Below are 22622 nucleotides of genomic sequence, written 5' to 3'. Positions count from 1 at the left end.
GCCATGGACCGTGGCACCGAGAGGGCCGGGTACGGCTCGGTGACGGACCCCACCGAGCCCGGCCGTGTCCCCGGCAGCCGCTGGCCGACGGGATCGCCACCCTGGTCGGCGACTGGGGCCGGGCCTTCCTCGTGGAGCTCTCGGGGGCGGCCAAGGCGGTGCTGCGGGGGCTGGCGAGCGGACCCGCCGGTCCGCCGCCCAAGCTCGCGCCCGTGTTCCGGCACGGCCTCGCACCCGGCGAGGTCGCCGACGATGCCGTACCCGCATACCTGCGCTCGGCCGGTCTCACCGTCCTGGCGAGCGGCGAACTGCCTCTGGTGACCACGGAGTTCCACTCGGACGGCACGCGTATCGAGCTGCCCGCCAGGTGGCTGGTGGCGGGGCGTACGGCCTGAGACGGACGGTCAGCGGTCCGGGCCGCCCAGCCGGTCGGCCAGGCAGGCCAGGTACAGCGCCATGGCCGTCCGGTGCTCGCGCAGCGGGCGGCCGGTGAGCTGCTCGATCTTGTTCATGCGGTAGACGACGGTGTTGCGGTGGATGTGCAGCGCCGCGGACGCCCGGACGAGGCTGAAGCCGCTCTCGCACCAGGCGGTGATGGTGTCGCGCAGGGCCGGCCAGTCCGGCTGCTCCCGCAGCCGCGCGGCGGTCAGGTCGAGCAGCCGGGTGCGGGCGGACTGGCTCACCGCCGACAGGAGCTGGTGGACCCGCAGATCGCCGATCGAGTGGACGGTGGAGCCGCCGTCCACCCGGGCACCCAGGCGCAGCGCGTCGCAGGCGTCCTGGTAGGAGTCGTGCAGAGCGCCGACGGACGTGGCCGGTTCGCCGATGCCCGCGCGGGCGGTGAGCCCGTCCTGGGCGGCGATGACGTCCGTGACCCGGCGGCAGTCGGCGGCCGCCGCGTCCGCCGGGGCCCGGGCCGGGAGCCGGTGCAGGACGCCGATCCAGCCGGGAGCCGTGCCGGCGACGATGTCCTGCGGGTCGGCGAAGACGTCGCGGACCGTACGCAGCAGCTCGGAGCGAACGAGCGCCACGTCCCGGGCCCGGGCGCCGCGACGGGCGCCGGGGTCGGGCACGGTCACCTCGAAGGCCACGGCGACCCGGCGCAGCCGCAGGTCGAAGCCGAGGTCGGCGGCCCGGAACATCAGGAGGTCGCCCTCCACGACCAACGGGTCGTACGCGGCGATGTCGGTGAGCAGTTTCTCGGCCGCCCGCTCGGCGAGCAGCCGGGAGCGCAGCATCACGGACTCCCGGATCAGGATCTCCGTCTGCCGCTTCACCAGCAGACCGAAGCGGCCCACCTGGGCGGGGGTGCCGGTGATCCCGACGGTCCCCACCGCACGCCCGTCCGTGACCAGGGGCAGGGTGATCCCGGGCCGGACCCCGCGCAGCGCCTGGGCCTGAGAGGCGTTGTGCGTGGCGGGTTCCTTGGTGCGGACGACCTCGACGGACGCCTCGTGGAAGGTGCCGACGCGGCTGCTGTCGCCGCTGCCGATGACCATGCCCTCCGCGTCGGTGATCAGCACGTTGAAGCCGATGACCGCGGAGGTGTCCCCGGCGATCTCCTGCGCGAGTGACGGGCTCAGCATGGGCGATTCCTCCCGCCAGGGGCGGTCCGGGTTGGACGCACCGTACAGGGGAGGGGGTGATTCCGGCGACAAGTTCGTACGAAGTGAACGGTGACGCGCGGCGGGCCTGTGCCTAGCGTATGGGCCTCATCACCTCCCCGCCGGGGGCACAGTGTCCGGTGAATCGGCGGGATCCTTCAGCACCGAGACGGAAGGCCCGAGCCGATGATCCGTGTGCGCTCGCTTGCTCTCGCTTTGTCCGCGATGCTCCTGATGTCCACCGCCGCCTGCGGCTCGGGCGGGGACGACGCCCCGAAGAACGTGTCCGCCGAGACCGCCGCGCTGGGCACGCTCACGCCCGGCGTCATCAAGGTGGCCGTCCAGCCCTACGCGCCCTACACCAGCGTCCAGGGCGGCAGAATCGTCGGCCTCGACGGCGACATCCTCGCCTACGCCGCCAAGAAGCTGGGCCTGAAGGTCGAGCCCGAGGTGACGGACTTCGCCGGCATGCTCGCCGGGGTGCAGTCCCGCCGGGTCGACATCACCATCGGCGGCGTCGCCTGGTCCGCCGACCGGCAGAAACAGGGGCTGTTCACCGATCCGCCCTACTACTCGCCCCCGGCGATGGCCGTCCGCAGCGGCAAGACGTACAAGACGGTCGGTGACCTGGAGGGCCTGAACCTGGGCACCGTCGAGGGCTACGTCTGGGTCAAGTCCATCCAGGCCGTGCCGGGTGGCAAGCTGCACGCCTACCCCGACGCCAACGGCGTCTTCGACGACCTGGGCGCGGGCCGGGTCGACGTCGGCTTCCTCGATCCGCTGATCATCATCGCGGCGCAGAAGCAGCGCCCGGAGCTGAGGATCGACACGCAGTACCTGACGCCGCCRACCGCCGCGCAGGTGAAGGCCAAGCCCGCCTACGCGTACTTCCAGCCGTACCAGACCGGCTTCTACCTGCCGAAGAAGGCCACGAAGCTGGAGCGGGCGCTCTCCGCGCAGATCGACGCCATGTACGAGAACGGCGAGCTGGACAAGCTCGTCCGCAAGTACGGCGGCGACCCGAAACAGTTCCTCGTGCCCGCCGCCGACGTCGCCACGGCCCGCCGCGGCGTGGACCGTCCCCAGGACTGGACGCCCCCGTCCATCGCCCAGTGAAAGCAGCCGCCATGTCCGGTCTCTTCGAGGTGCCCTGGTCCGAATACCGGCCCGATCTCATCGACGCGCTCGGGCGCACCGTGTCCTACACGGTCGTGAGCTTCACCGGTGCGGTGCTGCTCGGCCTGGCCGTGGCGCTGCTCCGGCTCAGCAGGGCCTGGCCGGCGCGCGCCCTCGCCGCCGTCTACACCGAGGTGTTCAAGAACGTCCCGCTGCTCGCCATCATCTTCCTGACCTACTTCGGCCTCGCCTCGGCCGGGATCCGGCTGGACGTCTTCACGGCCGGCTGCCTCAGCCTGGTCGTCTTCTACGCCGCCTACCTGTCCGAGATCTTCCGCGCCGCGATCAGCGGCGTGCACGCCGGGCAGACCGAGGCCGGTGAGGCCCTGGGGATCGGCAGGACCGGCATCTTCGGCCACATCGTGCTGCCGCAGGCCCTCCGGCTGGCGCTGCCCGGCACCAACACCATGCTCGTCGACCTGCTCAAGTCGACCTCGCTGCTGGTCACCGTCTCCGCCGCGGAGCTGATGTCCGAGGGGCGGCTCATCACCTCGGCCACCTTCCGGGCCCTGGAGGTGTACCTGGTCATCGCGGCGATCTACTTCGCCCTCTGCTACCCGCTGTCCCAGCTGCTGCTGCTCCTGGAGCGGAAGGTCCGGTCGGGAGTGCCTCTGTCGCCGTGGCGACGGCGGCGCCTGCGGGCGGCCCGTGCCCTGCTGGCCGCCGAGCCGGCCGCCGTCGTCCCCGTGAAGGAGGTTTCCGCATGACCGAGTCAGTGGCCGCGGCGCCGCCCGCCACCCGGGCCTCCTCTCAGGCCGTCATACGGATCGAGGGGCTGTGCAAGTCCTTCGACGGCCGGCTCGTGCTCGACCGGGTGAACCTGGAGGTCGGCCGGGGCAGCATCGTCAGCGTCATCGGGCAGAGCGGGGGCGGGAAAACGACCCTGATGCGCTGCGTCAACCTGCTGGAACGCCCGGACCGGGGCACTGTCGAGGTCGCCGGGGAGACCGTCCACCAGGGCGGCCGCATGGTCTGCCGCGACCTGCCCCGGCTGCGCCGCACGGTCGGCATGGTTTTCCAGCGGTTCCATCTGTTCCCGCACCTGACCGCCGTGGAGAACGTGGTGCTCGCGCAGCGCAAGGCGGGAGTGCCCGAAGCGCAGGCCCTGGAGCGGGCCGTGGCGCTGCTGCGCCGGGTCGGGGTGGCCCACCGCGCCCTCGCCCAGCCGGAGCAGCTCTCCGGCGGCGAACAGCAGCGCGTCGCCATCGCGCGGGCCCTCGCCCTGAGGCCCGAGGTGCTGCTCTTYGACGAGCCCACCTCCTCCCTGGACCCCGAGGCGACCCGGGAGGTGCTGAGCGTGATGCGCGAACTGGCCGCCGACGGGATGACGATGCTGCTCGTCACCCACGAACTTCCCTTCGCCCGGGAGGTGTCCGACCACGTCGTGTTCGTCGACGGCGGCCGGATCGTGGAGGAGGGCCGGCCCGAGGACGTCCTGGACACCCCCGCCGAGGCCCGCACCAGGGAGTTCCTCGCGTCGTACGGGAACGCGTCATGAGCGCCGTGTCGGGTGTGGCGGGTCCCGTCGTCGTGGTGGGCGGCGGCGTGGTCGGGCTGTGCACGGCCTACTATCTGGCCGCCGCGGGGGTGCCGGTGGAGGTGGTCGAGCGGCGCCGGCTCGGGTCCGGGGCGTCCCGGGGCAACGCCGGCTGGGTCTGCCTCAGCCACTCGACGCCGGTGCCGGCCCCGGGCGTGGTGCGCTACGCCCTGCGCTCGCTGGGCCGTCCGGATTCCCCGCTGTACCTGCGGCCGCTTCCGGACCCGGCGTTCGTACGGTGGCTGTGGCGGTTCTGGCGCAGCAGCACACCGGCCGTCTTCAAGCGCGGCTACGCGGCGATCGCCGAGCTGAACCGCGAGACCTTCGGCCTGTTCGACGGCATGCGCGAGGCCGGGGTGGACACGACGCTGACCCGGCCCGGGATGGTGCACGCCTTCCTGTCGCCGGCCGAGGCCCGGCACCACCTCGCGATCCAGCGGGAGATGGCGGACGGGCACTACCCCGTGCCCGACGACATCGTCACGGGCGCCGAGGCGCACCTGCTGGACCCGGCGCTGTCACCGGCCGTGCGCGCGGCCTACCTTGTGGCGGGGGAGGGCGTGGTCGACCCGGAGGCGTTCGCGCGTGCCCTCGGCGAGGCGCTGGCCGCCGCGGGTGTGAAGATCCACGAGAACGCCGAGGTCACCGGGTTCCGGACGGAGGGCGGCCGGGTCACCGCCCTGCGCACCGCCGACAGTGAACTGCCCTGTGCGGCGGTCGTCGTCGCCGCCGGCATGCGCTCGCCGGACCTGCTCGGGTTCCTGGGACACCATCTGCCCCTCCAGGCCGGCAAGGGCTACAGCTTCTCCGTGGACCTGGACCCGGCGCCCCGCCACACGCTGTACTTCGGCGAGCGCCGGGCCGTCGCCTCACCGATCGGCGGCACCACGCGGATCGGCGGAACGATGGAGCTCAGCGGCAACAACAACCGTCTCGACTGGCGCCGCATCGTCGCCGTCGCCCTCGCGAGCCGGCCCTACCTGGGCCGCTGGTTCGACGACCCGGACGACCTGGTCGGCCTGATCCGGGACCCGTGGGTGGGCGGGCGGCCGTTCCTCCCCGACGGGCTTCCGGTGATCGACCGCGTCCCGGGGCACGACAACGCCTTCGCGGCCACCGGCCACGGCATGCTCGGGGTCACCCTGGGCCCGGTCACCGGGCATCGGCTCGCCGAGTACGTCGTCACCGGGCGGCGGCCCGAGGCCCTCGCGCCCTTCGGCTTCGACCGGCTGCGGAGCTGAGCACGACGCGGCCTGGCGGGCGCCTTTTTGTCGGTGTACGGTCACGTTGCCCCGGTCCGTGCACCTCCCTCGTCCCCCGGAGGACAGTCATGCCGATGCCCTGGTTACGGATGCTGGTCGCGTCGACGGCGGCGATGGTGCTGGCCGGCCCGCCCGCGGTCGCCACCGCCGCCCCGCCGGACCAGGACGGCGTGCGCGCGAGCGTGCACACCGCCGGGCGGGTCAAGGACGCCGGGGACGTCCTCCAGTACAGCTGGCCCGGCGTGTACTTCGAGGGCCGGTTCCGCGGCACCGGCGTGGGCATCGTGCTCGACGACCCGGCCGCCGACTACGACGTCCAGGTCGACGGAGCCACCGTCGCGACCCTCGTCACACCGGGCAGGACCACCCACTGGATCGACCGCCTGCGCGACGGCGTGCACACCGTCCGGCTCGTCAAGCGCAACGACACTCCCTGGAGCACCAGTTCGTTCGGCGGTTTCGTCGCCGCGCCCGGCGGGGCCGTCCTTGGCAGACCGGCCGCGCGCAGCCGCCAGATCGAGTTCGTCGGCGACTCCCTCACGGCGGGCTACGGCAACCTCTCGACCTCCCGCGACTGCACCGGCGAGCAGCTCAAGCGCACCACCAACGCCGACGTGAGCTACGGCGCCCTCACCGCCCGGCGGCTGCGCGCCGACTACCAGATCAACGCGTACTCGGGCCTGGGGATGGTGCGCAACTACAACGGCGGGTCGCCGGAGGTGAACTACCGCACCTTCTACGACCGCGCGCTGCTGAACGTGCCAGGCGACGTCTGGCAGAACCCGGGCACCTGGCGGCCGAAGCTCGTGGTGGTCCACCTCGGCACCAACGACTTCTCGACCCCCGTCAACCCGGGCGAGCCGTGGACGGACGAGAGCCTCGCCGCCGCCTACCGCAGCGCCTACGGCGGCTTCCTCCAGAAGCTGCGGGCGCGCTACGGGCCCGCAACCACCGTCCTGGCCGTCGGCACCGGCCCGTTCGCCGGACACGTCGAGCAGGTGGTCGAGGAACGCAGGGGCGCGGGCGACCGCGGGGTCCGCTACTGGCGCCTCGACGACACGGGCCTGGACCACACCGGCTGCCACTGGCACTACTCGGCCCGTGACAACCGCCTGCTCGCCGACCGGCTCACCGCGTTCATCAGCGACCTGCCGATACGGTGGTGACATGTCGTAGCCGGTTCTCACCGCAGCGCGTAACGTGACGAACCATGAAGATCTCCACCCGGGGGGACGGCTCGTCATGAGAATCCTCATCAGCGCCGACATGGAGGGCGCCACCGGCGTCACCTGGCCGGACGACGTCATGCCCGGCGCGTCCCAGTGGGAGCGCTGCCGCTCGCTCTTCACCTCGGACGTCAACGCCGCCGTGCTCGGCTTCCACGACGGCGGCGCCGACGAGGTGATCATCAACGAGGCGCACTCGACCATGCGCAATCTGCTGCTGGAGCAACTGGACGAACGGGCCCAGCTGCTCACCGGCCGGCACAAGGCGCTGTCCATGGTCGAGGGCGTGCAGCACGGCGACGTGGACGGCATCGCGTTCGTCGGCTACCACGCGGGCGCCGGCATGGAGGGCGTCCTCGCGCACACCTACCTCGCGAACCAGATCACGGGCGTGTGGCTGAACGACGTACCCGCGAGCGAGGGGCTGCTCAACGCCCATGTCGTCGCCGAGTTCGGAGTGCCGGTCGTGCTGGTCACCGGGGACGACGTCGCCTGCGAGGACGCGCTCGGGTACGCGCCCGAGGCACTGAAGGTCGCCGTGAAGGACCACGTCTCGCGGTACGCGGCCGTGTGCCGTACGCCCGCCAGGACCGCGGCCGACATCCGGGCGGCGGCCAAGGAGGCGGCGTCACTGGCGGTGCGTCATGAACCCGTGCGCGGCGGTCCGTTCACCGTCGCCGTGGAGTTCGACGCCGAGCACCTGGCCATGGCCGCCACCGTCGTGCCGGGTGTGGAGCGGATCGGGGAGCGGAAGGTGGCCTACACGAGCGAGACCATGTACGAGGGCATCCGCGCCTTCAAGGCGGTCACCACGATCGTCTCGGCCGCGGTGGAGGAGCAGTATGGCTGAGCAGGCGGACGGGCAGGCGCTGGAGGAGGTCGTGACGTTCACGTCCGACCTGATCCGGATCGACACCACCAACCGGGGCGGGGGCGACTGCCTGGAGAGGCCCGCCGCCGAGTACGCCGCCGCGCGGCTCGCCGAGGCCGGGATCGAGCCGACGCTCCTGGAGCGCACCAAGGGCCGCACCAACGTCGTCGCCCGCGTCGAGGGCACCGACCCGTCGGCCGACGCGCTGCTGCTCCACGGCCATCTGGACGTCGTACCCGCCGCGGCGGCCGACTGGAGGGTGCACCCGTTCTCCGGGGAGATCCGCGACGGGGTCGTCTGGGGGCGCGGCGCCGTCGACATGAAGAACATGGACGCGATGATCCTGGCCGTGGTCCGCGCCTGGGCACGCCAGGGCGTCCGGCCCCGGCGGGACATCGTCATCGCGTTCACCGCGGACGAGGAGGCCAGGGCCGAGGACGGCTCCGGGTTCCTCGCCGCCCAGCACGCCGCGCTGTTCGAGGGCTGCACCGAGGGCGTCAGCGAGTCGGGCGCCTTCACCTTCCACGACGGCGCCGGACGGCAGATCTACCCCGTGTCGGCCGGTGAGCGGGGCACCGCCTGGCTGAAGCTCACCGCGCGCGGCCGGGCCGGGCACGGCTCCAAGGTGAACAACGACAACGCCGTCACCCGGCTCGCGGCCGCGATCACCCGGATCGGCGAGCACGAGTGGCCGCTGCGGCTGACCCCGACCGTGCGCGCCGCGCTCACCGAACTGGCCGCGCTGTACGGCATCGAGCCCGACCTCACCGACGTGGACCGGCTGCTCGACAAGCTCGGACCGGCCGCCCGGCTCGTCGAGTCGACCGTCCGCAACAGCGCCAACCCGACCATGCTGGACGCCGGTTACAAGATCAACGTGATTCCCGGTGAGGCCGTGGCGCACGTGGACGGCCGGTATCTGCCCGGCGGGGAGGACGAGTTCCGCGACACCCTCGACCTGCTCACCGGGCCGGACGTGGAGTGGGAGTTCCACCACCACGAGGTGGCCCTCCAGGCGCCGGTGGACTCGGCGACGTTCGCCCGGATGCGGGCCGCCGTCGAGGAGTTCGCCCCGGAGGGGCACGTGGTGCCGTACTGCATGTCCGGCGGCACGGACGCCAAGCAGTTCTCCCGCCTCGGCATCACCGGCTACGGCTTCACACCGCTGAAGCTGCCAGAGGGCTACGACTACAACGCCATGTTCCACGGCGTCGACGAGCGGGTCCCCGTCGAGGCGCTGCACTTCGGTGTCCGCGTGCTCGACCGGTTCCTGCGCACGGCCTAGGCGAGGGGGAGACGGTGCGGACACTGGCGTACGGGTCGTGGCCCTCGCCCATCGACGCGGCCCTGGCCGCCGCGCACGACGGGCACCCGGAGTACGTGGGGTTCGTCGGCGACGAGGTGTGGTGGACCGAACCGCGCCCCGCCGAGGCGGGCAGGCGCACCCTGGTGCGGCGGCACGCCGACGGCAGCGAGGAGTCGCTGCTGCCCGCGCCGTTCAACGTGCGCAGCCGGGTCATCGAGTACGGCGGACATCCCTGGGCCGCACTCCCGGGAGAGAACGGCCCGCTGGTGGTGTTCGTCAACTTCAGCGACCAGCGGCTGTACCGGTACGAGCCGGGCGGCGAGCCGCGTCCGCTCACGCCCGTGTCCGACGTGGGCGGGGGCCTGCGCTGGGCCGAGCCGCAACTGCGGCCCGAGCGGGGCGAGGTGTGGTGCGTGCTGGAGGAGTTCACCGGCGCCGGGCCCACCGATGTGCGCCGCGTCCTGGCCGCCGTACCGCTGGACGGCTCCGCCGCCCGGGACCGGGACGCCGTACGGGAACTCACCGACGACCGGCACCGGTTCGTCACCGGGCCGAAGCTGTCGCCCGACGGGCGGCGGGCGGCCTGGCTCGCCTGGGACCATCCCCGCATGCCGTGGGACGGCACCGAGTTGCTCCTCGCCGACGTCGGCCCGGACGGCACCCTGCACGGCGCCCGGACCGTCGCCGGCGGGCCCGGCGAGTCCGTAGCCCAAGCCGACTGGACCCACGACGGCCGCCTGCTGCACGCGAGCGACCGCAGCGGCTGGTGGAACCTCTACCTCGACGGGGAGCCCCTGTGCCCGCGCGAGGAGGAGTTCGCCGGGGCGCTGTGGAAACTGGGCATGCGATGGTTCGCGCCCCTCGACAGCGGCCTGATCGCCGTCGTGCACGGCCGGGGAGCCACCGCCCTCGGCATCCTGGACCCCGAGACCGGTGAGGTCGTCGACGCGGCCGGGCCCTGGACCGAGTTCGCCGCCACCCTCGCGGCGCACGGCGAGCGCGTCGTCGCCGTCGGTGCCAGCCCGCGCAGCGCCTACGAGGTCGTCGAGCTGGATGCCCGCACCGGCCACGCCCGCGTCATCGGCGCCGAACACGACGACGCCGTGGACCCCGCGTACTACCCCGAGCCGCAGATCCGCACCTTCACCGGTCCCGACGGGCGCGACATCCACGCCCACATCTACCCGCCGCACCACCCCGGCTGCGTCGCCCCCGCCGACGAGCTGCCGCCGTACGTCGTCTGGGCGCACGGCGGGCCCACCGGACGCGCGCCGCTCGTGCTCGACCTGGAGATCGCGTACTTCACCTCGCGCGGCATCGGCGTCGCCGAGGTCGACTACGGCGGGTCCACCGGATACGGCCGCGCGTACCGCGAACGGCTGCGCGAGCAGTGGGGCGTGATTGACGTCGAGGACTGCGCCGCCGTCGCCCTGGCCCTCGCCGACGAGGGCACCGCCGACCGCGACCGGCTCGCCGTCCGGGGCGGCAGCGCGGGCGGCTGGACCGCGGCCGCCTCGCTCACCACGACCGACGTCTACGCCTGCGGCACGATCAAGTACCCCATCCTGGACCTCACCGGCTGGGGCACGGGGGAGACCCACGACTTCGAGTCGCGGTACCTGGAGAGCCTGATCGGGCCGCTCGCCGACGTGCCCGCGCGCTACACGGAGCGCTCGCCCGCCACCCACGCCGACCGCCTGGACGTGCCGTTCCTGCTGCTCCAGGGCCTGGACGACGTGATCTGCCCGCCCGTCCAGTGCGAGCGGTTCCTGGCCCGGCTCGGGGACCGGCCGGTGCCGCACGCCTACCTCACCTTCGAGGGGGAGGGGCACGGGTTCCGCCGGGCGGAGACCATGGTGCGTGCCCTGGAGGCCGAACTCTCCCTGTATGCCCAGGTGTTCGGACTGACCCTACCCGGCGTCCCGACCCTGGAGCTGGCCAAGTGAGACCGCTGCTGCGACCGCCCCGACTCGCCCCCGGCACCCGCGTGGCCGTCGTCGCGCCCAGCGGGCCCGTGCCGGAGGAGCGGCTCCAGGCCGGGCTCGACGTCCTGCGCGGCTGGGACCTCGACCCCGTGGTGGCGCCCCATGTGCTCGGTCGCCACCGTGAGTTGGACTACCTGGCCGGCACGGACGCCCAGCGGGCCGCCGACCTCCAGAACGCCTGGTGCGACCCGACCGTCGCCGCGGTGCTGTGCGCCCGGGGCGGGTACGGGGCGCAGCGCATGGCCGACCTGCTCGACTGGGAGGCGATGCGGGCGGCGGGCCCGAAGGTGTTCGCCGGGTTCAGTGACATCACCGTCCTGCACCAGGCGTTCGCCACCCGGCTGGGACTGGCCACCCTGTACGGCCCGGCGGCGGCCGGTGTCGACTTCATCAAGAACGCCCGGGCGCAGGAACATCTGCGCGCGACCCTCTTCGACCCCGAATCCGTGCGGACCGTCACCGCCGTGCCCCCGGGTGGCACCGCACTCGTACCCGGACGGGCCCGGGGCGTCACGCTGGGCGGCTGCCTCAGCCTGCTCGCGAGCGACCTCGGAACCCCGCACGCCCTCGCCGGCGCCCGGGGCGGGCTGCTGCTGATCGAGGACGTGGGCGAGAGCCCGTACCGCGTCGACCGGTATCTGACCCAACTCCTGCGTACCGGCTGGCTGGACGGGGTCGCCGGGATCGTGCTCGGGTCCTGGGCGGCATGCGGCCCGTACGAGGAACTGCGCGCGGTGCTCGCCGACCGGCTCGGCGGCCTCGGTGTCCCGGTCGTGGAGGAGTTCGGGTTCGGGCACGGCGAGGGCGCGCTGACGATGCCGCTCGGGATCCCGGCCGAACTGGACGCCTCCACGGGCACGTTGGCGTTCGACGTGCCGGCCCTGAGCTGAGCACGCCGCTACTGAAGCCCTGTCAAGAAACCCTCGTTTCGGTGATTGACGCCCTCTGACACGTGTCACACCATGACTACCGGCCTGTACCTACTGGTCGGTATCCGGGTTGTCAGGTTGTTGCCGTTGTCGTCACCCCTCACCGTGGAGGTCCGTGTGTCCCGACACGTGCCCAGATCCCGCGCACCCCTCGCTCTCGCTCTGGGCGCCGCCCTGGCCGCCCCCCTAGCCATCGGCCCACCCGCCTCCGCGGCCGATCCCTACACCGTCACCCCGCTGACGTTCACCGTCCAGGCCGGCGGCCGTTCCTGCACGGTCGACGCCGACCTGTACCGTCCCGCGGGCGTGGACCGGGAACACCCGGCACCCGCCGTGCTCGGCACGAACGGCTTCGGCGGCAGCAAGTCGGACGGTTCGACGGACACCATCGGCAAGGCCTTCGCCCAGCGCGGCTACGTCTCCCTCGTCTACTCAGGGCTCGGCTTCGGCCGCAGCGGCTGCCTCATCTCCCTCGACGACCCGGACATCGACGGCGCCGCCGCCGCGCAGCTCGTCGACTTCCTGGGCGGCAAACGCGCCGCCGACGACGGCACGACCGCCGACTTCGTCACCCTCGACGCCCCCGGCGATCCACGCGTCGGCATGATCGGCGGCTCCTACGGCGGCGCCGTCCAGCTCGCGACGGCCGCCGTCGACCACCGCCTCGACGCGCTCGTCCCCATGGTCACCTGGCACGATCTGGCGTACTCGCTGGCCCCCAACAACGCCGTCGGCGGCAGCGGCGTGCCCGGAGTCTTCAAGTGGCAGTGGACCAACGGCTTCTATCTCATCGGCGAAGGCCAGCCCCTGCTCCAGCCCAGCCTCGACCCCTCCCGCATCAACTCCCTGGCCTGCCTGCACTTCGTCACCGAGGCCTGCCGGACCGTCCACACCCTCAACTCCGGCAGCTACCCCGCCGACCGGACCGCCGAGCTGCTCGCCTTCGCCCACCGCGTCTCCCCGGCGTCCTACCTGCACCGCGTCAAGACGCCCACCCTGCTTGTCCAGGGGCAGGCCGACACCCTCTTCAACCTCAACGAGGCCACGGCGACGTACCGGACGCTCCGGGCCCAGGGCACCCCCGTGAAGATGATCTGGCAGTCCTGGGGGCACAGCGGCGGACTCACCGGCCCGGCGGCCGCCGGTGAGTTCGACCTGTCGAAGGGCAACCTGGAGACCAGCTACGTCGGCCGGCGCGTTCTCGCCTGGTTCGACCGCCACCTGCGCAAGCAGACGCACGTCGACACGGGACCGGCCTTCGCCTACTACCGCGACTGGGTGACCGACCCGAACCGCACCTACGCCACCGCCGACCACCTCCCCGCGCTCAACCGCACGCTGTACCTCTCCGGGGACGGCAAGCTCGTCGACAACCGCAACAAGGTGGCCCGCGGCACGCGCGGCTACACCAACTGGCTGACCCCCACGAGCCATTCGGAGAGCTCGCTGGCCGGACTCATCGGGCTGCGGGACTCACCACCACACGACACCAAGGGCACCTACCTCGACTGGACCAGCGAGCCGCTGGACCGCCCCCTCGACGTCGTGGGCGCACCCCGGGCCACGCTCAAGGTGCACTCCCCGAAGGCCGAGCGCACACAGAACTCCGGCGACGCGGCCGACAAGCTGGTTCTCTTCGCCAAGATCTACGACGTCGCCCCTGACGGCACCCGTACCCTCGTGCGCCGCCTGGTCGCGCCGGTCCGGGTGCCGGACGTGACGAAGAGCTTCACCGTCAAGCTGCCCGGCATCGTGCACCGGTACGAGACGGGGCACCGGCTGCGGTTCGTGATCGCGGCGAGCGACGACGCGTACTTCGGCAACCGGGGGATCAAGCCGGTGACCGTGGTCGGCGGACCGCGCGAGCCCGGGGTGCTCCAGCTGCCGGTCGCCGGGTCCTGAGCCGGACACAGCCGGCGCGGTTACTGTGGCGGGATGCCGCACGACGCATCCCGCTACCTCGCCGAAGGCCCCCGGGTGGGCATACGCCACTTCGCCTACGAGGACGCCGCCGAGTTCACCTCCCGCGCGCGGGAGAGCAAGGACCTGCACCACCCGTGGCTTTTCCCGCCCGACACCGCCCCGGCGTACACCGCGTACGCCGGGCGGCTGATCGAGGATCCCTCCAAGGCCGGGTTCCTGGTCTGCGAGGTGAGCGACGGGGCCATCGGCGGCTTCATCAACGTCAACAACATCGTCGAGGGCGGCTTCCAGTGCGGAACGCTGGGCTACGGCGCCTTCGCCCACGCCGCCGGGCGCGGGCTGATGCGCGAAGGGCTGGACCTCGTCGTGCGGTACGCGTTCGGGCCGATGCGGCTGCACCGGCTGGAGATCAACGTCCAGCCCCTGAACGCCGCGTCGATCGCCCTGGCCCGCAGCTGCGGATTCCGCCTGGAGGGCTTCTCGCCGAAGATGCTCTTCGTCGACGGCGACTGGCGCGACCACGAGCGCTGGGCGATCACCGCCGAGATGATCACGGAGCCGGGGCGGCGGCGCTGAGCCCAGGGGGTGTCCGTGAAGTCCCGTCGTTCGCCCGGAGGGCGGGCCCTGCGGCGTTCGGTGCGTGCTCTCGGCGTGCCGGGCGTCGCGGGGCAGGCGGGACTTTGCGGACACCCCCTGGCCCCGGCCGGGATCACGCCTGGCGGTCCACGTACTCGTAGACCGACCCGTCCGGATGCAGGGCGATCAGGTTGCGGCCCGCCGGTGAGGCGATGGGGCCCGCGATGATGTGGGCGCCCACCTCGGTCAGCACCTTGTGGGTCTCCTCGACATCCGTCACGGCGATCGTCGCGGCCACCTTGCGCAGTACCTCCAGTTCGGCCGGGGGCCCGCTCATCAGCAGGAAGCAGCCGATCGCCGCCACCTGGACACCGCCCCGTTCGAAGCGCTGGGCTCTGCCGCCCGCCAGCCGCTCGTAGAAGGGAATCGCGGTCTCGAGGTCGTCGACGCAGACGCGCAGTGTGGCACCCAGAATCTCCATGGGGACGAGCCTAGTTACGCGCGAGGGGCCGAGGGTACCCGGCCGGGTATGAAGCCGCTGGATCACCTGGAGCATCTGGACAAGCATCTGGTCGACGAGCTGGCACAGGTGGCGCGCGAGACCGTCCGGGACGAACTGCGCGAGCAGACGCGCAAGCAGCGCCGCAAGGCCGCGCTGTACGCCGCGTCCGGCGCCCTCGCCCTGTACGCGGGCGCGGCCCTCGCGCTCGCCGTGGGACTGGCCCTGGCCCTCGGCCTGCCCGACTGGGCCGCCGCGCTGATCACCGCCGCGATCCTGGGTGTCGCGGCGTACGTGCTGCGCGGCATGGCCCGGCCGTCCGCGCCCCGGCCGGGCCCGGCGCACGCGGCCGGCATGACGCCGGGACACGAGAGCACCACCGGCCCGGGCACCGCAGTGCCCGGCGGTGTGCCGCCCGTACCGCCGGCCCCGCCCGTCGCCGGACCGGTCGCCGGAGCCGCCGGCGGACCCGCCCCGGGCGTCGTGCCCCCGCGGTCGGCGGACGACCCCGACGTGCCTCCCCGCAGGGCGTGATCCGAAGTGAGCACGACAGAAACACCCCACGGCCGTGTCGTCGTGGTGACCGGGGCCAGCGGAGGCGTGGGACGGGCCACGGCCCGGGCCTTCGCCGCCGGGGGCGACCGGGTCGCCCTGCTGGCCCGGGGAAGCGAAGGGCTCTCCGCCGCGGCCGACGAGGTGCGGCGCGCCGGGGGCGAGGCCCTCGTCGTCGGCGTGGACGTCTCCGACGCCCAGGCCGTCGACGACGCCGCCCAGCAGGTCGTCGACACGTTCGGGCCCATCGACGTCTGGGTCAACAACGCCTTCACCGGGGTCTTCGCGCCCTTCACGGAGATCGGCCCGGACGAGTTCCGCCGCGTGACCGAAGTGACCTACCTGGGCTATGTGTTCGGCACCCGGGCAGCCCTGCGCCACATGCTGCCGCGCGACCGCGGCACGATCGTGCAGGTCGGCTCCGCGCTCGCCTACCGGGGCATCCCGCTCCAGTCGGCGTACTGCGGGGCCAAGCACGCGATCCAGGGATTCAACGAGTCCCTGCGCTGCGAGCTGCTGCACGCGCGCAGTGGGGTGTGTACGACGATGGTGCAGCTGCCCGCCGTCAACACCCCGCAGTTCGAGTGGGTGCTGAACCGCATGCGGGGCCGGGCCCGGCCGGTCGCGCCCGTGTACCAGCCGGAGGTCGCGGCCCGGGCGATCGTGTACGCGGCGTCGCACGCGGGGCGCCGGGAGTACTGGGTGGGCGCCTCCACGGCCGCCACGCTCATCGCCAACGCCGTCGTCCCCGGGCTGCTGGAGCGCTATCTGGCGCGCACGGGCTTCTCCTCGCAGCAGGACGAGGACCGGCACGACGAGCCGGCCAACCTGTGGGCCCCGGCGGACGGGCCGCAGGGCCACGACTTCGGCGCGCACGGGCGGTTCGACGACGAGGCCGTGCACGACAGCCCTCAGCAGTGGATCTCACGGAACCGGCGGCGGATGGGCGCGGCCCTGACCGTGGGGGCGGCGGGGGTCCTGGCCGCACGCAAACTGGCCGGGCAGGCCCGCCGGTAGGCTCACCTCGGCCGACATAGCCGACATACCGGAGGCTCACCGGAGGCTCTGGGCGAGCGACCCCCACGCCTTTGGGGCAGTGGGGAGCGTCGCGTCGATCCGGGGGCAGTCGAGTCCGGCCTTCCGTCAGACGGCCTGCTGGAGCTGCGGCAGCACCTTCGTGCGGTAGAAGTCGAAGAAGCCGCGCAGGTCCGGGCCGATCTGGTTGACGTAGACCCGGTCGAAGCCCGCGTCGGCGAACTGCTTCAACTCCGCCACGTGCTCGTCCACGTCGTCGCCGCACACCCGGTTCTCCCGCACCATGTCCTCGGTGACCAGCTGCTGCGCCTGCTCGAAGTGAGCCGGCGAGGGCAGCACCTGGCCCAGCTCGCCGGGCAGCTGCTCATTCGCCCAGAGCCGGTGGACGGTCTTGACGGCCTCGTCCTTGTCGGTGTCGTAGCAGACCTTGGTGCCGCCGCTGACGAGCTTTCCGCCGCCCCCGCCCTTGCGGTACTGCTCCACCATCGCCTCGTCCGGCTGGATGGTGATGTAGCCGTCGCCGACGCGGGACGCGAGCTGGGTGGCCGCCGGGCCGAAGCCGGAGATGTCGATCGGGATCGGCTCGTCCGGGACCGTGTACAGGCGGGCGTTCTCCACCGTGTAGTGCGGGCCGTGGTGGTTGACCTCCTCGCCGGTGAACAGCCGGCGCATCACCTGGATGGCCTCCTCCAGCATGTCCAGACGGACGTGGGCCGGAGGCCAGTGGTCGCCCAGGATGTGCTCGTTGAGCGCCTCGCCGGAGCCGACGCCGAGCCGGAAGCGATTGTCCGTCATCACCGCGCTGGTCGCCGCGGCCTGCGCCACCACTGCCGGGTGCATCCGCACGGTCGGGCAGGTCACCGCCGTTTCGATCGGCAGGGACACCGCCTCCGACAGCGCGCCGATCACCGACCACACGAACGGGCTCTGGCCCTGCTCGTCGTTCCACGGGTGGTAGTGGTCCGAGATCCACAGCGCCTGGAATCCGGCCTGTTCGGCCATTCGCGCCTGCTCGATCAGCTCGGCGGGTCCGTACTGCTCGCACGAGAGGAAGTAACCGTACTCGGGCATGGGGGAGTGCCTCCGCGACGTGGGCGGTCCGTATCCCGCACCGGGTACCCGGGCGCCGGTCCGGAAACCGGCGGCGCCCGGCCGAGAGGACCCCGGCGGACGTTTGGGTGCCCTGGCCAGGGGGACGCGGAAGGCTCCCGAGCTACGCGACAGCGCCGGAGGCGAACCGTGAGTCGACCCCGCATCGTGATCGTCGGTGCCGGCTTCGCCGGGTACCGCACGGCACGCACCCTGTCCCGGATGACCCGGGGCCGGGCGCACATCACCCTGCTGAACCCGACCGACTACTTCCTGTATCTGCCCCTGCTGCCCCAGGTCGCCGCCGGGGCCCTGGAGCCGCGCCGGGTCACGGTCTCCCTCTCGGACACGCTGCCGAACGTACGGCTGGTGCTGGGCGAGGCCGACGGTATCGACCTCGACRGACGGACCCTGCACTACACCGGCCCCGAGGGCGACGGCGGCACGCTCGCCTACGACCGGCTGGTGCTCGCCGCCGGCAGCGTCAACAAGCTGCTGCCGATCCCCGGCGTCGCCGAGTACGCGCACGGCTTCCGGGGGCTGCCGGAGGCGCTGTACCTGCGCGACCACGTGACCCGGCAGGTGGAGCTGGCAGCCGCCGCCGACGACCCCAAGAGCTGCGCCGCCCGGTGCACCTTCGTCGTGGTCGGCGCCGGCTACACCGGCACCGAGGTCGCCGCGCACGGGCAGATGTTCACCGACGCGCAGGTCCGCAAGCACCCGCTGCGGCAGGGCATGCGGCCGCGCTGGATGCTGCTGGACGTGGCGCCGAGGGTGCTGCCCGAGATGGACGAGAAGCTCTCCGCCACCGCCGACCGGGTGCTGCGGCAGCGGGGCGTGGACGTGCGAATGGGCACCTCCGTGAAGGAGGCCACGCCCGACGGGGTCGTGCTGACCGACGGCGAGTTCGTCGAGACCCGGACGCTGGTGTGGTGCGTGGGCGTACGGCCCGACCCGCTGGTCGAGTCCCTCGGGCTGCCGATGGAGAAGGGGCGGCTGCTGGTCGACCCGCACCTCCAGGTGCCGGGCCGGCCCGAGCTGTTCGCCTGCGGTGACGTGGCCGCGGTGCCGGATCTGGAGAAGCCGGGGAGCTACACGCCGATGACCGCGCAGCACGCCTGGCGGCACGGCAAGGTCGCGGCGGAGAACGTCGCCGCCTCGCTCGGCCTGGGCGGTGCGCGCAAGCCCTACCGCCATCGCGACCTGGGCTTCGTCGTCGACCTGGGCGGTGCGAAGGCCGCCGCCAACCCGCTCGGCGTGCCCCTGTCCGGGGTGCCGGCGGGTGCGGTGACGCGGGGCTACCACCTCGCCGCGATGCCCGGCAACCGCGTCCGGGTCGCCGCCGACTGGCTGCTGGACGCCGTACTGCCGCGCCAGGCCGTGCAGTTGGGGCTCGTCCGGTCCTGGTCGGTGCCGCTGGACACGTCCTCGCCGGAGCTGGCCCGGGTACCGGGCGGGCCGGAGCGGCGGCAGGAGACGAGCGCCCGGTCGGGGCCGGGGGCGGCGATCGAGGCCGACACACACGACGGGGGGACCGGCGCCGGATCCTCGCAGGGCCGGGCCGGAGCAGAACCCGCGAAGGGGCAGCCCGGATCCGAGGCGACGCAGGACCGGCCCGGATCCGGGACCGCACAGCGCCGATCGGAAGAGGAGCTGGCCAAGGGCCGCCCCGGCGGTGAACCGACCGGGAACTGGCCGACCGACGAGCCTGCCAAGGGACCGGTCGGGGGCGGGCCGGCGAAGGGGCATCTGGGTGGTGAGCCGACCAGGAGCCAAGCCAGGGGTGAAGCCCCGCAGGGGCGGTCCGATGGTGAACCGGCGAGTAACCAGCCCGCCAGGAACCAGCCCGGCGGTGAGCCCGCCAGGAGCCAGCCCGGGGGTGCGTCCGCGAAGGGGCAGCCCGGTGCTGAGCCCGACAGGAACCAGCCCGGCGGCGAGCCCGCCAGGAATCAGCCCAGGGGTGCGTCTGCGAAGGGACAGCCCGGTGCTGAGCCGGCCAGGAACCAGCCCGGGGGTGCGTCCGCGAAGGGGCAGCCGGGTGGTGAGCCGGCCAAGAACCAGCCCGGCGGCGAGCCCGCGAAGGGGCAGCCGGGTGGTGAGCCGGCCAAGAGCCAGCCCGGCGCCGAGCCCGCCAAGAACCAGCCCGGGCCCACCCCACACTCCCCGGCCGACCAGCCACCCCCGGGTCCCGACACCGCCCCCGGCCCCGTCAAGCGATCCGACGTCCCGGACGACTCCGCGAAAGGAGACTCATGAACACCGGTGAACTCGCCGACCTCGGACAGCAGCTGCGTGTGGACAGTGTCCGCGCTGCCGCCGCCGCGGGCTCCGGGCACCCGACGTCATCCATGTCCGCAGCGGACCTGATGGCCGTCCTGCTCGCGCACCACCTCCGCTACGACTTCGACCGTCCCGCCCACCCCGGCAACGACCGCTTCGTCCTCTCCAAGGGACACGCCTCGCCGCTGCTGTACTCCGCGTACAAGGCGGCCGGCGCCATCGACGACGAGGAACTGCTCACCTTCCGCAAGCTGGGCAGCCGCCTCGAAGGGCACCCCACGCCCCAGCGTCTGCCGTGGGTCGAGACGGCCACCGGCTCGCTCGGGCAGGGCCTGCCGGTCGGGGTCGGCATCGCGCTGGCCGGCAAGCGGCTTGACCGCACCGGCTACCGCGTGTGGGTGCTGTGCGGCGACAGCGAACTGGCCGAGGGATCCGTGTGGGAGGCCGCCGAGCACGCCGGGCACGAGCACCTGGACAACCTCACCGTGATCGTCGACGTCAACCGGCTCGGCCAGCGCGGCCCGACCCGGCACGGCCACGACCTGGACGCCTACGCCCGCCGCTTCCAGGCCTTCGACTGGCACACCATCGAGGTCGACGGGCACGACGTGGACGCGATCGACCGCGCCTACGGAGAGGCCGCGTCCACCAAGGGCCAGCCCACCGCGATCCTCGCCCGCACCCTCAAGGGCAAGGGCGTCGAGGGCGTCCAGGACCGCGAGGGCCTGCACGGCAAGCCGCTGCCCGAGGCCGACGAGGCGATCACCGAACTCGGCGGCCCGCGCGACATCCGCCTCCGGGTGCAGGAGCCCCCCGCCGCCCGCATGCTGCACTCGGTCCACACCGGGAACTTCGAACTGCCGACGTGGGACAAGGGCGAGGAGGTCGCCACCCGCAACGCCTTCGGGCAGGCGCTGGCCGCACTCGGCACGGGCCGCGGCGACATCGTCGCCCTGGACGGCGAGGTCGGCGACTCCACCCGGGCCGAGTTCTTCGCCAAGGAGCACCCCGACCGCTACTTCGAGTGCTACATCGCCGAGCAGCAGCTGGTCGCCTCGGCGGTCGGGCTCGCGGCCCGCGGCTGGGTGCCGTACGCCGCGACCTTCGCCGCCTTCCTGACCCGGGCCTACGACTTCATCCGGATGGCGTCCATCAGCGGCTCCGGCATCAACCTCGTCGGCTCGCACGCGGGCGTCGCCATCGGCCAGGACGGGCCCAGCCAGATGGGTCTGGAGGACCTGGCGATGATGCGGGCGGTGCACGGCTCGACCGTGCTGTACCCCTGCGACGCCAACCAGACCGCGCGGCTCGTCGGTGCGATGGCCGGTCTGGAGGGCGTCCGCTACCTGCGCACCTCGCGCGGCGAGAGCCCCGTGATCTACGGCCCGGACGAGGAGTTCCCGGTCGGCGGGAGCAAGGTGCTGCGCTCCTCCGACCGCGACCGGCTGACCCTCGTGGCGGCGGGCGTCACCGTGCACGAGGCGCTGGCCGCCGCCGACGCCCTGGAGGGGGAGGGCATCCAGGCGCGGGTGATCGACCTGTACTCGGTGAAGCCCGTCGACCGGGCCGCCCTGCGCCGGGCCGCCGAGGAGACCGGCTGCCTCGTGACCGTGGAGGACCACCACGCGGAGGGCGGCATCGGCGACGCGGTCCTGGAGGCCTTCGCCGACGGGCGCCCCGTACCGCGCCTGGTGCGGCTCGCCGTGCGGAGCATGCCGGGCTCGGCGTCCCCGGACGAGCAGCTGCACGCCGCGGGCATCGACGCCGAGTCGATCGCCGCGGCCGGGCGGCTGCTGGTGGAGGAGGCGGTCGTGCCGTGAGCGGCGATGACGGCACGCGCAGGGTGCGGGCGGGCCGCCGCACCGTGGAGGTCCACCGGCCGGACAAGGTGCTCTTCCCCGGCGGCGGCGACGCCAAGGAGTACACCAAGGGCGACCTGGTGGACTACCACCGGGCCGTCGCGCCCTTCATGCTGCCGCACCTGCGTGGCCGCCCGCTGATGCTGGAGCGGCACCCGGACGGGCTCGACGGCCCGCGGTTCATGCAGAAGAACACCCCGGAGCACTACCCGGAGTGGATCACCCGCGTCGAGGTGGCCAAGGAGGGCGGCACCGTCCGCCACGTCGTCTGCGACGACACCGCCACCCTCCTCTACCTGGCCGACCAGGCCGGCATCACCCTGCACCGCTGGCTCTCGCGCGCCGACAGCGTCGACCACCCCGACCGGCTGGTCTTCGACCTCGACCCGGCGCAGGACGACTTCGACGCCGTGCGCGAGGCCGCCCGGCTGCTGGGGGAGCTGCTGGACGAGCTGGAGCTGCCCTCGGCGCTGATGACCACCGGATCGCGCGGGCTGCACGTGATCGTGCCGTTGAACGGCCGGCACGACTTCGACGAGGTGCGCTCCTTCGCCCGGGACGTCGCCGACACCCTCGCCGACGCCCACCCCGACCGGCTCACCACCGCCGCCCGCAAGAAGGACCGCGGGGAGCGGCTCTACCTCGACATACAGCGCAACGCCTACGCGCAGACCGCCGTCGCGCCCTTCACGGTCCGGCCCCGGCCGGGCGCGCCCGTGGCCACCCCCGTCACCTGGGACCAGCTGGACGACCCGGAGCTGCACGCCCGCCGCTGGACCATCGCCGACGCCGTGGAGCAGGCCCGCACCAACCCCTGGTCGGGCCTGCTGAACCGCGGCCGGGCATTGGGCCCGGCCCGGCGGCGGCTGAACGCCCTGCGCGGCTGAGCCACACCCCGTGGCCGCCGGCGGGT

19 protein-coding genes and 1 pseudogene are annotated in these 22622 nt (G+C 73.1%); 17 read left to right on the top strand and 3 right to left on the bottom strand.

The annotated features are described in order from the left end of the window. Positions 1–62: 62 nt before the first annotated feature. Positions 63–395: pseudogene (locus CA983_RS01160) on the top strand (SAM-dependent methyltransferase); the annotation flags it as partial. 9 nt (positions 396–404) lie between these two features. Here CA983_RS01160 and CA983_RS01155 read toward each other — a convergent pair. Further along, on the bottom strand, positions 405–1586 hold the full coding sequence (locus tag CA983_RS01155) for a CdaR family transcriptional regulator (protein WP_086598973.1): 1182 nt from the start codon (positions 1584–1586) through the stop codon (positions 405–407). A gap of 252 nt (positions 1587–1838) precedes the next feature. Between CA983_RS01155 and CA983_RS01150 the strand changes: the two genes are divergently transcribed. The 11 genes from CA983_RS01150 (at position 1839) to CA983_RS01100 (ending at position 14395) form a co-directional block, all read left to right on the top strand. Continuing rightward, the gene (locus CA983_RS01150; protein WP_244206548.1) at positions 1839–2720 is read left to right on the top strand and encodes a substrate-binding periplasmic protein; all 882 of its coding nucleotides are present in this window, start codon (positions 1839–1841) and stop codon (positions 2718–2720) included. 11 nt (positions 2721–2731) lie between these two features. Then, positions 2732–3487 (top strand): amino acid ABC transporter permease, encoded by a 756-nt coding sequence (locus CA983_RS01145; RefSeq protein WP_086598971.1) that lies wholly within the window; start codon positions 2732–2734, stop codon positions 3485–3487. Then, positions 3484–4278 carry an amino acid ABC transporter ATP-binding protein gene (locus CA983_RS01140; protein ID WP_086598970.1) on the top strand — a complete coding sequence of 265 codons (795 nt, stop codon included), beginning with the start codon at positions 3484–3486 and terminating at the stop codon, positions 4276–4278. The genes CA983_RS01145 and CA983_RS01140 overlap by 4 nt, the downstream gene beginning before the upstream one ends. Then, entirely contained in the window at positions 4275–5558 is a 1284-nt protein-coding gene (locus CA983_RS01135) for an NAD(P)/FAD-dependent oxidoreductase (protein WP_244206547.1), read from the top strand. The genes CA983_RS01140 and CA983_RS01135 overlap by 4 nt, the downstream gene beginning before the upstream one ends. Before the next feature lie 95 nt (positions 5559–5653). After that, positions 5654–6745, top strand: a complete 1092-nt coding sequence (locus CA983_RS01130; protein WP_244206546.1) for an SGNH/GDSL hydrolase family protein — start codon at positions 5654–5656, stop codon at positions 6743–6745. A 76-nt stretch (positions 6746–6821) separates the two neighbouring features. Next, positions 6822–7655 (top strand): M55 family metallopeptidase, encoded by an 834-nt coding sequence (locus tag CA983_RS01125; protein ID WP_086598968.1) that lies wholly within the window; start codon positions 6822–6824, stop codon positions 7653–7655. Next, positions 7648–8961, top strand: coding sequence for a M20/M25/M40 family metallo-hydrolase (locus CA983_RS01120; RefSeq protein ID WP_086598967.1), 1314 nt, complete (start codon positions 7648–7650; stop codon positions 8959–8961). The genes CA983_RS01125 and CA983_RS01120 overlap by 8 nt, the downstream gene beginning before the upstream one ends. A 14-nt stretch (positions 8962–8975) precedes the next feature. Next, positions 8976–10928 (top strand): prolyl oligopeptidase family serine peptidase, encoded by a 1953-nt coding sequence (locus CA983_RS01115; RefSeq protein ID WP_086598966.1) that lies wholly within the window; start codon positions 8976–8978, stop codon positions 10926–10928. Next, entirely contained in the window at positions 10925–11857 is a 933-nt protein-coding gene (locus CA983_RS01110) for a S66 peptidase family protein (RefSeq protein WP_086598965.1), read from the top strand. Before CA983_RS01115 ends, CA983_RS01110 begins: the two co-directional genes overlap by 4 nt. A 156-nt stretch (positions 11858–12013) precedes the next feature. Beyond that, entirely contained in the window at positions 12014–13798 is a 1785-nt protein-coding gene (locus CA983_RS01105; RefSeq protein WP_244206544.1) for a CocE/NonD family hydrolase, read from the top strand. Between the two features lie 33 nt (positions 13799–13831). Beyond that, a complete protein-coding gene (locus CA983_RS01100; RefSeq protein WP_086598963.1) occupies positions 13832–14395 on the top strand; it encodes a GNAT family N-acetyltransferase in 564 nt (187 codons plus the stop codon). Positions 14396–14528: 133 nt separating this feature from the next. Here the strand turns inward: CA983_RS01100 and CA983_RS01095 are convergent, their stop codons facing one another. After that, complete coding sequence (locus CA983_RS01095) at positions 14529–14876, bottom strand: VOC family protein (protein ID WP_059420053.1); 348 nt, start codon at positions 14874–14876, stop codon at positions 14529–14531. Positions 14877–14924: 48 nt separating this feature from the next. On the opposite strand from CA983_RS01095, the gene CA983_RS01090 reads away from it, so the two are divergent. Further along, complete coding sequence (locus tag CA983_RS01090; protein ID WP_086598962.1) at positions 14925–15428, top strand: phage holin family protein; 504 nt, start codon at positions 14925–14927, stop codon at positions 15426–15428. A gap of 6 nt (positions 15429–15434) precedes the next feature. Next, a complete protein-coding gene (locus tag CA983_RS01085; protein ID WP_086598961.1) occupies positions 15435–16463 on the top strand; it encodes an SDR family oxidoreductase in 1029 nt (342 codons plus the stop codon). A 126-nt stretch (positions 16464–16589) separates the two neighbouring features. Here CA983_RS01085 and CA983_RS01080 read toward each other — a convergent pair whose 3' ends face one another. Then, positions 16590–17552 (bottom strand): LLM class F420-dependent oxidoreductase, encoded by a 963-nt coding sequence (locus tag CA983_RS01080; protein WP_086598960.1) that lies wholly within the window; start codon positions 17550–17552, stop codon positions 16590–16592. A gap of 168 nt (positions 17553–17720) precedes the next feature. Between CA983_RS01080 and CA983_RS01075 the strand changes: the two genes are divergently transcribed. From CA983_RS01075 to ligD, 3 genes are read left to right on the top strand one after another with little or no spacing between them, the layout of a single operon-like run. Further along, entirely contained in the window at positions 17721–19826 is a 2106-nt protein-coding gene (locus CA983_RS01075; protein WP_086598959.1) for an FAD-dependent oxidoreductase, read from the top strand. Further along, the gene (locus CA983_RS01070) at positions 19823–21670 is read left to right on the top strand and encodes a transketolase (RefSeq protein WP_086598958.1); all 1848 of its coding nucleotides are present in this window, start codon (positions 19823–19825) and stop codon (positions 21668–21670) included. The genes CA983_RS01075 and CA983_RS01070 overlap by 4 nt, the downstream gene beginning before the upstream one ends. Continuing rightward, positions 21667–22596: a non-homologous end-joining DNA ligase gene (ligD, locus tag CA983_RS01065; RefSeq protein ID WP_086598957.1), complete on the top strand. Its 930-nt coding sequence runs from the start codon at positions 21667–21669 to the stop codon at positions 22594–22596. Before CA983_RS01070 ends, ligD begins: the two co-directional genes overlap by 4 nt. Positions 22597–22622 lie beyond the last annotated feature (26 nt).

It is taken from the genome of Streptomyces swartbergensis (assembly GCF_002148965.1).
Classification (GTDB): domain Bacteria; phylum Actinomycetota; class Actinomycetes; order Streptomycetales; family Streptomycetaceae; genus Streptomyces; species Streptomyces swartbergensis.
This window is presented reverse-complemented; position numbering and strand designations above follow the sequence as displayed.